This window comes from Vibrio sagamiensis NBRC 104589 (genome assembly GCF_007990935.1).
GTDB lineage: Bacteria > Pseudomonadota > Gammaproteobacteria > Enterobacterales > Vibrionaceae > Vibrio > Vibrio sagamiensis.
In genome coordinates, this window is sequence record NZ_BJXJ01000020.1 from 55678 (window position 1) to 70476 (window position 14799).

The following is a 14799-nucleotide window of genomic DNA, read 5'->3' on the forward strand; positions in this document are numbered from 1 at the left end:
ATAAATTAAATTGAAATATAACTATACAAGGTGTCTTTTATAGTGTGTTTATTTTTAGATGTGTTTTAGCCATTAGTTTTTAAGCTAACTGACGCTAAATTATCCCATTTGATGGTTATCTTGTTACGATAAACCATTAAATCAGCATTTATGACAATAGCAATTTTAATGTACTAAATTATCGTTATTGTGTGTTTTAAAAGACAATTAAGTGTTTCCATTTGCCATACTTACAACTCGCTTGAGTGTCCAGCGTAACAATAAGGGTATGCATTCCATTCCTTTTTCTTCACAAAATGAAACAATTGCGAGTGCTAGATCTGGTTTTGCTTGTTTTTTTAGTACACGATTGACTACTTTTTTTGCAGGGATAGTGTGATTATGGGGAATTTTTATCAAATCTTTAAAGAATAACTCAAAGCCGTTATTGTATAAGAAATGTTCTATGTCTTGATCGGGTAATTCTGTCAAACGATGGCGTTCGTTTTCATAATTCAAATGAACACGAACGGTGTGTGCATATTTTTTACCTGCTGGGTCGCCATCAGTTACGACATGCCAATCAATTGCAAACTCTTCAGCTACTTTTATCAGTGATTTCAAACCAGATTGAGCAAATTCAACAATTTGCACACCTTCTGCTGCTAAATCGTAACCACATTGCTTCGCAAGTTCGTTAAATAGCCAAACCTCGGTTTCACCTTCGACTAACAGCCAGCAACGGGCAAATAAGGCTCCGGCTCTATGAAAACGAATATGAAAACCAATCCTTCGTAATTGGTCCTCTGAAAAATATTTAGAGTTCATTGATTTCGCGATTGTTTTTTCTGATTGACGTACGAGCCGACGAATCGAAGGCAATGGAACAGAACCTAACATGAGAGTACTATTAGTGGTTAAAATCTTTTGCATTGGGAGACGTTGTAATACACCCCAAGCTCGTGACAGGTGTGTTGGGTGGAGTCGTCCTTCTGGATCTTCAAGGATTAATATTGGGCGTGCACAACGCCTTAACTCATTTGGTCCTTTTGCTTGAAGATAGGCATTCAATAAGCCCATCAGTAGTAATCGTGTTTGTTTGCTATCTGTTTCTTTTAAGAACTGTGCTAATCCTTTATCTGCAGAAGGGCTAGAATAAAAAAGGCCATCCCTTGGCTTTCGTGGATTACCTTTTTTAAGGCTCCTAAAAGCGAAATAATGCTCAATTAAGGTTTGCATTGAGGCAAGACTGCTCCGTACTTCGCCTTTATTTACATGACCGGGCATTGCAATTAAACGGCGACATGTATTATTAATTCGCTTTTCAATTCGAGCATTTTTACTTTCATTGCTGACATGGATTGGTTGAGGGAAGCGCCGAGAATCTTGCAGGCGAATGACAGGGTGCAACATCATGAGTTCAACAGCTAACCTTTCGGCATCACGTAATAAGAGGTTTTCACCTTGATTATCTAAAAAAGCATATTTAGTTGTGATTGTATTACCGATGCGAGTCGCGCTTAAGCGATAATAAATAGTATGTTCATTATCTTGACTAACACACCAAATCGGTCGAATTCGACGATAACGTCCAGCATTGACTTCGTGTTTATCTAAGCTTTTAAAACAAAGGATAATTTGAAGGTGTTGAGATTGAGGAGAAGAAATCGAATAATCAACGTGAAAATCGGTCATTTCAAACTGGTAAAGCTCACCATTAGCGGGTAACGCAAGCGATAATGCGTCCAGCAACGAAGATTTGCCCCAGGTATTTTCTCCAATTAATGTGGTAAGTTCATCAAACGAGAGTGAGAGACGTTTAATCCCTCTAAATCCAGAGATTTCAATTCGCTCAAGCCGCATTAACACCTTCCATGATTATTTTCACTACTGAAAATCTTGCCGATACATAATTAAAGCATATACCTAAGTAACTTAGGTATATATAAAATTTTGCCATAGATAGTCTGAATTTTCGGAAATTGTGAGTATGGATAACCTTGAACGAACTTTTTGATCCGATTGAACTTGATAAAGTCTTTATGGTTGCATATTAGATAATAATTGGAGTTATATGTTCTAACTATTATGCATATCTGTATCACGCTTTACTGAAACATAAAATTCCTTGTTTCATAACATTCATGATTCTGTCATGATTCAACTCTAATAATAAGAACAATTAAAAAAGAGAAAACGCGTATGAAGACAAACCATAAGTCAGTAAAAATTAAACTGGCACACATTAATGATACACACTCCTATTTTGAGCCTACCTCGTTGCAGTTAGCGCTTAAACTTGACGGGCAACAAGTTGTTGAACCATACGTTAGTGCTGGAGGCTTTGCCCGGATTGCAACTAGGGTAGAGCAATTACGTGAGGATGCTCAACGTCAAAAACAAGGGATGTTATTTTTACATGCTGGCGACTGTTTTCAGGGGACGTTGTATTTTTCTCTTTTCAAAGGCGTCGCCAATGCTGATCTTCTCAATTCATTACATATTGATGCAATGACGCTAGGTAACCATGAATTGGATATGGGCAATGAACCCGTTGCTCGTTTCTGCCAACGCATCCAATTTCCATTTTTAGCAGGTAACTGGGATTTGACTCATGAACTGCCACATAAAGAGCACCGAATCAGTGATAATAGTAATGTATATAGCTATATTCCAGATAATCAAAGTGCTCAGTATATAGTCAAAACTTTTGATGATGAACCTGTGGCCATTTTTGGATTATCTATTGATAAAATGAGTGATATTGCCAATCCTGACATCGATACTCCTTTTATTTCAGCACTACAAACTGCCCATAACACGGTTAAGGAAATTCATCGTGCAGGTATTAATAAAATCATACTACTCAGTCATTTAGGTTACGAAAGTGATCTAGAACTCGCTAAGAAAGTAGGTGGGATTGGTATTATTGTCGGCGGGCACAGTCACAGGCTTCAAGGAGATTTTAGTGCTATTGGCCTAGGTAAAGATGACCCCTACGGTGTTAAAGTTAATGACACATATGTGGTTCAAGCTGGTTATCATTCACTTGCACTTGGTCATTGTACCATTGAGTTTGACGAGCAGGGTTTAGTGACCATGTTAAGTGGTCAAAATGAATTATTACTTGGACGTCGTTTGTTTTGGAACTCAATGATGACAAATACTCTGGACCAGAGTAAGTTTGAAGCCACTTGTGACTTTATCCATCGTCAGCCCAATGTGACAATATGTAAAAAGCACCCAGCAATACAAACGATTCTTAACGAAAAGTACATACCTAAAGTACGTAAACTGCAATCTCAGGTCATTGCTCATACCAGTAAAAATTTGCGCCATGTTAGAATCCCTGATGAACTCGGAGGTAGTGAATTAGCGCCTGCCGTCGCTAGAGCATTTGTGTACAGTTTGAATAAACGAGGTCGTAAAGTTCAATTTGCAATTCATAATGCAGGAGGTGTCCGCACATCTCTGAATTCTGGTGACATTACGATTGCGGACATTGCTGGGCGTCTACTCCCTTTTGCTGTCCCAATTGGCTGTTATGAGATTCAGGGAAAAACAATTCGCCAGATCCTTGAAGGAGCGATCAATAATGCACTTAACAACGGCGTAGAAGGAACGGGAAGTGGTAGCTTTCCATATGCATATAATCTGGATTTTAAATACAATAAAGATGCTAAAAATGGTCACCGAATTGAAAGTTTGAGTATTTTCGATAATGATCAATGGCATCCAGTGAATGATGAAGAGTGGTACAGTGGTACTTCTTCTGCCTATTCAATGAAAGGTAAAGAAGGCTATGATGCGATGCTCGATATGAAAGGGGAAGGGTATATTAGTTCACTTTCAATGGCAGATTGTTTTATAGAATTACTTACCGATCATCCAGGTTGCTTGGATGCGCTTACTTCAACCAATTCATTATCGAGTTTCAGCAATAAAAATTGACCTGTATACAGAATTCTATTAGCACTTTTGCACATAAAGAAATCCACTTATCTCAAAGTTTACGCAGTTCCGATTGAATCGTGTTTGGCTCTATTGGCATTTTTCTTGCCTAATCCACATTCTGGATTAATCGGAAAGGAATGAAAAATGTGGGATAGAGATCGATTTGATATTGTCGTTGTTATTATACTTATTGCTATTTGGCTCATACTTGCCTATTTATTACCCTTGCATGGTTTCTAAATTGATGCTTCTTCTCTCTATTTTACCCTTCTTATCGATAAATAATTTTTGTTGGAGATACTCGTTATCAGGCGTATGATAGCGCCGTTTGGGGAGTAGTTAGCGTAAGTTTACTTATCGTCATCTCGTTAAGCATTCGCTTATCCGGTAAGTAAAGGTGCCCACTAGTATGAGTGGTTGAGGCACTCCAACGAGACCAACGCATACTTTAAGTCGCGCCAGAATTGTGTTCAGGCGCTGGTTTTTATTGTTTGCGGAAGGTCTTCTTCATGTCCACCTTCCGCCTGGGAGGTTTTATGTCTCTGTTAGAAAATACCCTTTCTGTGAGTTCACCAACTGTCATCAATGATCCTTTATTTATGTATGGTGCTTTTGGCTTGCTTACATTGCTCTTAGTTGCGATAGATATCTTTCAAACTCGCGGCGGTGTGATAACGATGAAGAAAGCTATAACTTGGAGTGTATTCTGGTTTCTCTTAGCTTTTGTTTTTGCAGCTTCAATTTATTTTTTCTGGGGATATTACGCGCCATCAAGCAGCTACAGCAATGAGAAAGCAACCGTCTCATTTTTGACGGGATATTTATTAGAAAAATCATTAAGTGTCGATAACTTATTTGTTTTTGCAATCATTTTTACCCAATACAAGGTGCCAGAGGCGCTACGTCCGCGAGCATTACTTTGGGGAGTAATTGGTGCGCTTGTGTTACGTGCGGTCATGATAGCTGTCGGTGCTCAACTATTGGCTCAATATCACTGGGTTCTGTATGTATTTGCGGCTTTTCTTATTTGGACTGGTATCCAATTGGCGCGTGACAAAGGTGATGAAGAGGTGAATCCTTATCCTGAGCGTTTTATACGCAAGTTTCTTCCAGTGACAGAAACATTTCATGCTCAACATCTTATTTTGAAGCAAGCAGGTACTTGGGTTGCAACGCCAATGCTAGTTGTAGTCGGTGTGATTGCGGTAATGGATGTAATGTTTGCTTTGGATTCCATCCCCGCCATTTTTGCTGTTACCCAAGAACCGTTTCTGGTTTTAGCAGCAAATGTGTTTGCGTTGCTTGGCTTACGCTCACTGTACTTTGTTTTGCAAGCAATGTTAGATAAATTTGTTTATTTAAAGCCAGCGCTCTCTATTATTATGGTTTTTATTGGAATTAAGATGCTTTTAGTCGGTTCTGAATATGCAATTCCTACTTCTTGGTCTTTAACCTTTTTGATTGGAGTTATGTCTATTGCTGTCATTGCTTCAATTTATAAAGCAAAGCGTAATAATGATATTGAAATCAATGTTCATAATTAAAATCCTGAAGTAAGCGCAACAAAGTAATAGGCTTAAAAAATGTCAGGTTAAATTTATGTTACTACTGATGGGGTAGTAATCAGAAAAATGTACTTTATTCAACCAGATTACTATCTGGTTGAATAAAAACTCTATTATTTTGACTTTTTATAAACCCACTATGTAATAAATTTGTTTCATAAAAAAAACTAATGCGAATGGGTAGTTTTTGTCATTTTTTGAGCATAAGAAAAGTGTCTAATATTAAGCCATCAAAACAAATTAAGGCTTTAAAGAGAGGCAATCATGGAACAAGCAATGCAAATAACAAATATCGCTTTACCAACCTCTATGGATAAGAAAACCTATTCAGTTAGTTTCAAAGGATTGATTGCTCACTTGGCCGATATTCTTTTTGCTGAAAAGGCACCTCGCCAATATTATGCAGAAGACTTTTCGGCACATATGCAAAAAGACATCGGTCTCTATCGGTAGTAGTAGACACGAATAAGGCTTAGCTTAGATGCCAGCTTAGTCGCTGGCATTTTTATTTTTGTAACTGATTTCCCATTACTAGAAATTTATAACCAACAGCTGATATATTTATAATTTTACCTTTAACGCACCTGTTGAATCCGCAACTAACTTTATCGTTTTAACTACTGCTTGCTTACAAAGCGAACTGTATAAATGTGGGTAGAGTTTCCCATCATCTTTAATTCCTACAGGTGGTTCGTCTCTAAGCGCTCGAGTAACGACGTTTATATCGATTTTGAGAAGATATAACTCAGTAGCTCCAACAAAAAAGCAATCAATGATTTGTTGAACTTGCTCCTTATAAGCTAGGTGTATAAAACCTACACTCTTAAAAGAGGTAGGTTCGTAATATTCTATGCTTTCATATTTCTTGTAATCATCTTTTGTAAGTATATGATATAACATTTATTTTTTCTCTTAGTGATTTTCTATGTAGCGGTTATCTGTTGCTTGAAATTACGAACATAGCTTAATAGAAAATAAATCAATAGGTTAGTGACGAAGTGTAGCAGGGTTATTTAGTGCTTATGGGATGAATGATGATGTCACATATCGCAAAATGATAACTTTTTAAGTTGTGTCATTACCACTGTTTTTAAAGCTATAGAAAATTTTAAGTTGTGAATGTTCAGTAACGTTGATAATTAATAAAGTCAGAACTCATGCAAGTTATAAGTGATGTCTAAGTCACAAATATGATGATTGAAAAGAGCAGCCTTTATATATATAGTTTACATACACTGAAACTTTATAATAAGTGTACAATCAATTTCTATAATTTTGAGATTACCACATTAGAAATGTATTCTAATTATAATTAAAAACAGTATTTAATTGTAATTTATTCAACTATTATTATCTTAAACTTATAAATAGGTTAAAATGAAAATTAAACTAATCGCAGTAGTATTAACGACAGCACTAGCATTTTCGGTTCAGGGTAAAGTAGAAAACGGTAAAATTGCTATTGGAGTGTATAAAACCGGAAGAGTAATGGCAGAAAGTCCGTTTAGTACAATTCTGCGATTATATGTTGAAGCTAAGTTCAAAGATTCCTCTCACTGGGAGGGCGAACAATCGAGTTTGCTTTTAGCCTCTCTGGATAAGAGAAAAACACCGAGTTTTCATTCTACACCTTGGTTAAATGATAGCTTTTCAGATGACCAATCAGCGACTTGGGGAAGCTACCCAACTGACTGTATAAGAAATTTATTCATCAGCTTTTGGTCTGGAGGAGGGTGCTAAAATCAATCAATACCAGAATCTACATTAATATCTAAATATAAAATTGATACTAGTTAAATGGGTTCTGAATGCACTTGATTTTATTTAAAGTTGAAAAATGTTGAGTCAAATAATATTAATTAATAATTTCTGATTTTCCTACCTCTTGTCTGCTCTTGCAGCTATTTCAAATTCTAGAATTTATATTATTACTTGCTAGAACGACAGTACAACCAAATATAATTAAATACAGTTCTCATAGTAAATGATGCTCCTTGCCTTTTTATCCTAACTTAGTAAAAACGGGCATACTGCCCGTTTAATATCTCTACTAAAATCCGTAAGGACCGTTTCCTGAGCCCCATCCTCGTCCACTAAGCGCGTTCTCCATTAGCTTTTCTATAGCAAGTCTCTCCGCTTCTTTTCTTAAAAGATCTTCATTTTCGATGATATTTTCCAGTGAAGTGTGTAATCCAGAAAAAACAGGGCCAATTGACTCCATATTTTTATAGAAGTAATTTGGCAGCCTATACGTGTTCAATGTGTCTCTGAGACATTCTACCTGTTGTTCTGTGGTCCTACTGACAAATGGACAACCGTAATCTTCAGCCCTGAATTGATTGAACTTAGGTGTTTCAAGCTTTTTAACAAAATAGAAAACGTTATTCTTTATTACCCCACCAAAACCAGTATCAAACATTAGATCGGTCAGTTGTATTGATGCTATATCCTCTCTTACTTCAGAGTTGTTGTTGTGAATGTAAAGGATTAAATCATCAATACTAAAAGATCCAAGTGCCGCTTTGTAGAGTCTTATTTCCTGTTTCTTTGATATTGCTCTATTAAATAATGTTGTGTTAGTTGGCTTATGATAAATAGAGAGTGTGTATACTGATTCATCTTGCTCATGCAGAGTCATTGAGGCAGTGATAGAAAATACGCCTTTTTTAAATGTGGGCGTAAATACACACTTATCTTCAAGTAACATATATAAAACAGCGGGCAGTTGCCATTCACTCCTGCTACAGCCATATCTTAATACCTCACCCTCAAGTATTCTAGGTACCTTCTTTAAAACAACATTTGTAAAGATATTTACTGCAAAAATTTTATTATGAGAACCGGGATCGAACTGACCTGAGCGAAGTGAAGCCAGTTTAACTCCCGACGAAAGTAACGACTCCATTTGACCAGTAGCGGTAAGCCATCTGAAGGTCATATTAAGAACGCTCGATAAGCTCATTTTTACACCATCTCTTTTAATTGCATCTTTGATCTCTTGAAAAATCATAAGACGCTCATTATTAGTCAGGTTATTTAAACTCTGACCGTTATCAACGAATTTGGGTGCATTTTCATGTATGTATGTTTTTAAACTCAGTAGAAAAGGAACGATTTCATGTACGTAATAGTGAGGGAAAGCGATGCGATAATTATCGAACCCCACTCTCGCAAGCGTTCTTTTGGACACAAAGTCAGCAACACTTGCCTCACCATAGCTTTTAACTGGCGAATAATCGTTATAATATTCAATAATAAACTTAATAGTACAACTTTCACACCTAACTGGCCTACCTGATTTGTTTAACGTTTCACTGACTGTAGAACTCATAAGCTCATTCATCTGCAAATCTAAGAAATTACTTTGTGAGTACCTTCTCAAAACGGATTGCAATAACTGGAGGTAGGACTTGGTTAGTTTGTTTTTAACATCTAACGTTTCCGTTAAGGCAGAGATATTAAGACGTTCTAATTTATTCTCCTCTACTTCTTTGAGTAATGTGGCGTAAGCACCTTTAAACTCTATTGGAGTTGCCTGTGCATTAGCCATCAAGATATCTTTTAAGAGCTTTTGCTTCATTTCTTCTATACGTATGTTTGTAAAATTCAAGGGAACATCAAATGCTGTGAGTGTTTCACCACCTTGTTCCAATTGAGTATACGCATCTTGTAAATACAGAAGTTTTTGCTGGACAAGAGTAGAGTCAGTTTCTCTTATTTTTATCTGTTCTGTAATTAGAAACGAGTATAACGCGTGCTCACAGTATCCGGCACTGAGTGCACATTCACTTGCAACTTCTAACTGCTTGAGGAGTAACTCTTCTGATTCTTCATCAGTAAGGCCAGAATGGTAAACACCTAATTCACTAGAATATATATAGTGTTTTAAATTATCAGAAAGGGTTAGAGCAAGTGCAGTTTTTAATGACAATATGAACATTAGTGTTAATGTAAATAAATTTTTGGGCATAATAGATACTCTTTTTAGACGTTACATTTATTAGTAATAATCGTCATTAATTTTAGATTGCCCATCATACGGAAAATTATCTGCATATTATATTAAATTCATTAATATCGAATAACATAAAGATAAAAATGCAAATAAGTGTAAACTAATTGATTTTAATGTTGTTAAATTTAAATTTGCTTTTGAAAATTTAAATAAATTGGTCTTTTTATAAATAGATTCTATCAGTTAACGCTTTCTACATCGTAGAAAGCCTAATTTTCGATTGTTAACTGGATTATTAACCATAATAAGAATTATCTAGAACAAAAAATGCACTTTTCAATTAATTAAGAGACAAAATCGCTCGTGTTGCTGCTACCACTTTGTTTACAGAAATCGTATTGACTTCTAACATGTCATTTTCTGGAGTGAGAAGAATTGAATTTTTATTGGGTTGATACCATTTTTCTGCAAACCCAAAAGGAGAATTCGAACCTCTCCATCCCAATAACATAACCATTGGAGTTTTTATCATTTGGAAGATATGAGCAGGAGCACAATCATTTTGAATGACAATATCAGCATTATTAGCATGTTCTATAAGTTCTTGGATAGATGGTGAATGGTGTATATGAACAACCTTACCACCTATAGAATTAGGAATACTTTCTGAATAGTTAACTTCAGTTGGACCAAGGATAAAATGGAAAACATAATTGGCGTTTTCTGTTACTCTTGATAGTTCCTCTGCAAAGTTGACGTATTTTTTAATAGGCCATTTTTTAGCATCCTCACTACCACAAGGCACGATATAGATGGAAAACTTATCGTTAACTTCTTTTTCTTGTGATTCAGGTGAAATTATGTTCGTTTCAAAATTTTTATTAGTCGCATAGTTGACTAAATCTATGTGTTTTTTTGCTACATACTTGGCAGCACTATATCTCTGGAGTCTTTCTTTATAAATTAGTTTGTCCCACAAGCTGCCCCCTTGTTTGTAGGATAAGGGGCTACCGGCCATTAATAGTGAAAGATCAGTTCTTAAACTCCCTTTTCTTAGATTGAACGCTAAATTAAATCCTTTCAAATACCATGCTGTTTTGATTGGGCTCCATCCTTTGTCACACACAAACTTATTGGCAAAATCACTATCAACTAATGTTTGGGTTATTTGATGTTTACTAAATAAAGTAATGTGGCAATCTTTATATTCTTTTTTTAATGCAACTAATAATGGTATTTGAAGAATCATATCGCCAAAACGACGCCGCCCAACACAAAAAATTGCAATTTTTTTCATATGTATCTCTAATATTGAACTTAATTATTGAGTGTAATGCTTAACGCTAAGCTCTAACCACTTTGTTTGTTTAAACCAAAGCATAGTAAAAACCCCTCGTATTGCGAATCATCTTTCAATGCTTTGTTATCAATATTACGAATCTGCATTTAATGCCGGAAGGAAAGCCTGATGAGTAGGCTCCTTACTGCTTAAACCATGCAGCCAAAGACTCATAGATTCGTTTAGCATTGAATGAACGAGAAGTCAGAGCTAGGCATCAAAATGTTTTGAACAAGTATGCTGAAAAGGTGAGAGCAGGGGCATTACCCGCAGTAAATTGCCAACATTACAACTGATTGGGGCAAAAAAGCATTAGACACATTTGAATTAACCATACAACTGCGCAAATCAGCCACCGTTGATTGGCAAAAGCGAGAAAGTGTTCGGGCCCGCATGCGTAATTTAGTACGCCGGCTTTTGCGCCGCTGGAAGTACCTGCCAGATGACGCTGAAGAAGCCATCAAGCTGGTTTTAGAGCAAGCAGAAGTGCTCGCTGACGGTTGGTATAAATAATGAGAAAGGCAGGGCAGATATCCCTGCCTTTTGATTATCTATTTACATTTGGCTTTTATACAAAATCGAATTTATTGATACTAGTTCTTCGTTTTCTCGAACCAATAACTGTCCATTTGAGGCACCCAGTTTCGGTTTTTATCTTTTGGTAAGACGCCAGCCCATAATAAATTCAGCTGCCTATTAAAAGTTCCAATAGAGTGCCCACCTTGCGCCCCTTCAAACGAGATAACCATTGGGCCTTTATTGCTGACTCCAGCTTGTCCCTCATGGCAGTAGATTTTCGAGGTATGTTCCACATTAGGCGTTAATGAGTAGCTCATAGTTAATGTTGTGCAGTCTGTACCACAAGAGCCAGGTTGGGGATTTGTAACATACATTATTAAACTAGAAGAGTTGGTAGCAGTCCATTGTCCTGAAAGATATGAACAATCAATAGGTTTCGTTTCATCTGCGAATAGATTTGTAGAAGCGAGAAGGTATAAAGAGGCAAGGAGACATTTATTCATATAAAACCCATAAGATCATAAACATAGGCTCACAATATGCCACATTGTAGTATCAATCGATAGTGTATATGTCTAATTCTTTATGATCCCATAAACGTAAACTGGGTTCTTCTGGCATATTAGATAACACAAGCGGGGCCACAGCTCGCGAAATAGTTTGTTATGTGACACTTAAATTGAGGTGCTTAGCTGCTATATTCTTGAGAAAAGATAACAACTTCATACAATGTTGGAATGTCGTTTAGAGTCGTCTTTTTGGCAGATAGCGGCATCCCCTTAAAGCGAACTGTTATCGCTTCAGCATGGTTATTACAAACAAGTAATTTAAGCTTCGGTCCGGAGTCGAGAGGGAATAATAATTATCAAAACTTTGACTAAGAGATAGCAATCTCTTAATCGATTAAACAATTCATTTCTATATTACTTTAAGCCATATAGCGCATGTTAAGGTGTGAGCAACGTAATACAAAAATCACTCATACCAACTTTATAACTTAAATCAACGGATAATGAAAATGCCACGTATTGTGATTCACAATTGGATGCTTTGCTATAAGCCAATTACTGCACAGACTTACTATATTTCTTAGAATGCTTTTGACATTGTCATTGATTGAATAGGCTGAATATTCTTCAGGCAATTCAACCATACGTTCACTACTCCAACCCATGGAGGTGAGATATTCTTTAGTTCTTTTTTTCATTATCTATTACTCCATTTTTTACACCGTCAAATGGGTCAGTTTGCTTTTTGGATACCCGAAACTGAAGGTCCAGAAGAGATTCACCTTCCTCAATGAGCTCTTCAATATCTTCGGAATTTACGCATGAAAAGAGGTCTCAGATAAGCCCCTCAAACACATCTTCAATTTTTTCAACAACTCCCTTTATAAGACTCCAATTTTTAATGCTTCAATAAACAATTGCAAGTTATCAAAAATTTTGTAAGTATTTTCCTCTGAGTCATTAACAAAGAAATAAACAGCATCATCGTTTTTAGATAGACAAATGTGGATTCCACCAAAACTACCACCTATAGAATAAAGATGTTCATCAGCTTCCAAATCTTCTAGCGATTCATTTTCGTCAAAAATATTAAAATTACCATCTTCTAGACCCCATAGAACTTCTACTGAAAGAAGTTTTTTCTTATCTTCCAATCCGGTCAAATACTGGGGAACAAATATAATATCATCATAAAATAAGACAGAGTGTTTATATATTTTAACAAGTTCCTCTACATTTTTGGGAAGTTCGTTCTGTGTAGGATAATATTGTTCACTAGGTTTTACGCCCAACTCTACTAATTTGTCTCTGATATTCATTCTTTATTTCCTATTCCTTAATTGAGAGGCAGAGCCAATATGAGGTAATCTACTAGGGCAGGTTGTGAGATCTTTGCAACAAGCCCATATATTTACACCTTACGTATGAAGTGAGATATTCAGATGAGCACCTTACTTTTCTTCTTCCTTAAACCACAGACCGTTATTTGCTGACGCGTTGTATAAGCTTAGATTTGAGTTTAACCCTGTAGAGCCGTTACCAAGTGGCCTCCAGCGCCAATTTAGCTGTTTCTCTCGGTCGGCAACATACAGAGGAGATAGGCGAGCCCCCGCACTAAATCGAGCATCCTTACCAAAAACAAAAGGGGGCATAAAATTCACATCTTTTATTTCTTCGACGGTTTCTTTTTCTACATCGAAATAGTAATCAAAATCTTCATTAGCTCCCCAAGCAAAACGGCCCTCTGGGCTAACCGAGCGAAATGTTAACCATTCATATTCCATGATGTCTTGACCTGGTTTCATGCTAACCTTATCGACTTCCATCGTTTTAATATTTCTTTTAAATAAAGCAGTAGCACCCACCGAAGTTAGGTTGTCGCCATTGAGAACAGCACCAAAAGCAACACTAAAATTCAATTCTGTTGTTTCTCCTGTTTCAGAATCCCATCGAGCATTATTTGAATGAAAGTGTTTCCCTGCTCTTGTTTGAAAATACAAATAGCGGCTGTCGGAAGACCAAACCATCCCTGGTCGACCATACCCTCTTAAACTCGTTTTTTTGTGTGTTTTTAGGTCATAAACATATTTTGAGCTTGACCTATCAACCCATGATACATACCGCAAGTTAGGTGAGCGTCTAATCAGCTCAATGCCATCAACATCCGATTCAGGCACGACCAATCGCAGATCGGTACCGTCCGTTTTCATGCTCCAAATTCTTAAATTGTATCGATTATCGTCAGTCGACCAGGCAAATTGAAAGCGTGGTAAGTCATAAGAGCTTGGATCCTCAATGTCTTCTCTCGGCCACTCATCAGCGTTTTGAATATGATACTGAGGAAAGAGTCTAGAGACGTAGGTCAAGCCTTCAGCCGTTTGTTTAAAATTATCGGTATCGCTGTACTTCATAACATAGTAATTATGTTCACCTACGTAAGTACGTTCGGGGTATTGCTCTTGTAACGTCAGCTCTTTCTCATCATTCGCTTCATTTAATTGCAACGAACTGTCGCAACCATAAAACGCAAAGCTGAGAAGGGTAATTAACATTGCTTTTTTCATTGTTAGCCTAATAAGTCTGTTATTTTTATTTTTGTTGTTAGCTTAATGGATTTAAAAGAATTTTGTCGAAAAAAATCATGTTCTACAATTGTTTATCATTGAACAATGCCTTACGGTCAAGTCTGAATTCAAATGGCGAATGCGGGCTTGGTCAACCATCCAAGTAATATTGTTAGCAAAGGTTCGTCTGCATGGTCAGCTTGAAATGCGTCGACATAAATTAAGTGATGTGAGTCTTTTTCCATCATTAGATTGATCAGTTTGTGGCAAAACTCAGTTTTACCCGTACCCCACCCACCATCAATTACCATTGGAGAAACATCTATTGGAGACTCAAGTAGCAAAGATACTTTTTCTGCTACAGACTTTCGTTTGAACTCATCACGTTCGGTAAAAGTTAGATTTTTCATTGATT

General features: G+C 36.6%; 12 protein-coding genes and 2 pseudogenes. 5 read left to right on the top strand and 9 right to left on the bottom strand.

Features of this window, described 5'->3' with window-relative positions:
* Window positions 1-207: 207 nt before the first annotated feature.
* Window positions 208-1842: a DUF2813 domain-containing protein gene (locus VSA01S_RS11295; protein WP_039982273.1), complete on the bottom strand. Its 1635-nt coding sequence runs from the start codon at window positions 1840-1842 to the stop codon at window positions 208-210.
* 339 nt (window positions 1843-2181) lie between these two features.
* Between VSA01S_RS11295 and VSA01S_RS11300 the strand changes: the two genes are divergently transcribed.
* The 3 genes from VSA01S_RS11300 (at window position 2182) to VSA01S_RS11310 (ending at window position 5951) form a co-directional block, all read left to right on the top strand.
* Entirely contained in the window at window positions 2182-3930 is a 1749-nt protein-coding gene (locus VSA01S_RS11300; protein ID WP_039982274.1) for a bifunctional metallophosphatase/5'-nucleotidase, read from the top strand.
* Between the two features lie 539 nt (window positions 3931-4469).
* Window positions 4470-5477: a TerC/Alx family metal homeostasis membrane protein gene (locus VSA01S_RS11305; protein ID WP_039982276.1), complete on the top strand. Its 1008-nt coding sequence runs from the start codon at window positions 4470-4472 to the stop codon at window positions 5475-5477.
* A 285-nt stretch (window positions 5478-5762) separates the two neighbouring features.
* On the top strand, window positions 5763-5951 hold the full coding sequence (locus tag VSA01S_RS11310) for a hypothetical protein (RefSeq protein ID WP_039982277.1): 189 nt from the start codon (window positions 5763-5765) through the stop codon (window positions 5949-5951).
* 108 nt (window positions 5952-6059) lie between these two features.
* Here VSA01S_RS11310 and VSA01S_RS11315 read toward each other — a convergent pair whose 3' ends face one another.
* The gene (locus tag VSA01S_RS11315) at window positions 6060-6398 is read right to left on the bottom strand and encodes a DUF952 domain-containing protein (protein WP_039982279.1); all 339 of its coding nucleotides are present in this window, start codon (window positions 6396-6398) and stop codon (window positions 6060-6062) included.
* Between the two features lie 477 nt (window positions 6399-6875).
* Here VSA01S_RS11315 and VSA01S_RS11320 point away from each other — a divergent pair, with 477 nt between their 5' ends.
* The gene (locus VSA01S_RS11320) at window positions 6876-7238 is read left to right on the top strand and encodes a hypothetical protein (protein WP_039982280.1); all 363 of its coding nucleotides are present in this window, start codon (window positions 6876-6878) and stop codon (window positions 7236-7238) included.
* Between the two features lie 310 nt (window positions 7239-7548).
* Here the strand turns inward: VSA01S_RS11320 and VSA01S_RS11325 are convergent, their stop codons facing one another.
* Together VSA01S_RS11325 and VSA01S_RS11330 are read right to left on the bottom strand one after the other, a co-directional pair.
* Window positions 7549-9468 carry a hypothetical protein gene (locus VSA01S_RS11325; protein ID WP_039982281.1) on the bottom strand — a complete coding sequence of 640 codons (1920 nt, stop codon included), beginning with the start codon at window positions 9466-9468 and terminating at the stop codon, window positions 7549-7551.
* Window positions 9469-9793: 325 nt separating this feature from the next.
* Window positions 9794-10750 (bottom strand): glycosyltransferase family 9 protein, encoded by a 957-nt coding sequence (locus VSA01S_RS11330; RefSeq protein WP_039982283.1) that lies wholly within the window; start codon window positions 10748-10750, stop codon window positions 9794-9796.
* Window positions 10751-11116: 366 nt separating this feature from the next.
* Between VSA01S_RS11330 and VSA01S_RS11335 the strand changes: the two are divergent.
* Window positions 11117-11305, top strand: a pseudogene (locus tag VSA01S_RS11335) (type I restriction enzyme endonuclease domain-containing protein); the annotation flags it as partial.
* 80 nt (window positions 11306-11385) lie between these two features.
* On the opposite strand, the gene VSA01S_RS20320 reads toward VSA01S_RS11335, so the two are convergent.
* The 5 genes and pseudogenes from VSA01S_RS20320 to VSA01S_RS11360 all read right to left on the bottom strand — a co-directional run.
* A complete protein-coding gene (locus VSA01S_RS20320; protein ID WP_039982285.1) occupies window positions 11386-11814 on the bottom strand; it encodes a hypothetical protein in 429 nt (142 codons plus the stop codon).
* A gap of 494 nt (window positions 11815-12308) precedes the next feature.
* On the bottom strand, window positions 12309-12518 hold the full coding sequence (locus VSA01S_RS11345; protein ID WP_039982286.1) for a hypothetical protein: 210 nt from the start codon (window positions 12516-12518) through the stop codon (window positions 12309-12311).
* A 183-nt stretch (window positions 12519-12701) separates the two neighbouring features.
* On the bottom strand, window positions 12702-13139 hold the full coding sequence (locus VSA01S_RS11350) for a hypothetical protein (protein ID WP_039982287.1): 438 nt from the start codon (window positions 13137-13139) through the stop codon (window positions 12702-12704).
* Window positions 13140-13271: 132 nt separating this feature from the next.
* Entirely contained in the window at window positions 13272-14384 is a 1113-nt protein-coding gene (locus VSA01S_RS11355; protein ID WP_039982288.1) for a TolB-like translocation protein, read from the bottom strand.
* Between the two features lie 164 nt (window positions 14385-14548).
* A pseudogene (locus tag VSA01S_RS11360) lies at window positions 14549-14794 on the bottom strand (P-loop NTPase fold protein); the annotation flags it as partial.
* Window positions 14795-14799 lie beyond the last annotated feature (5 nt).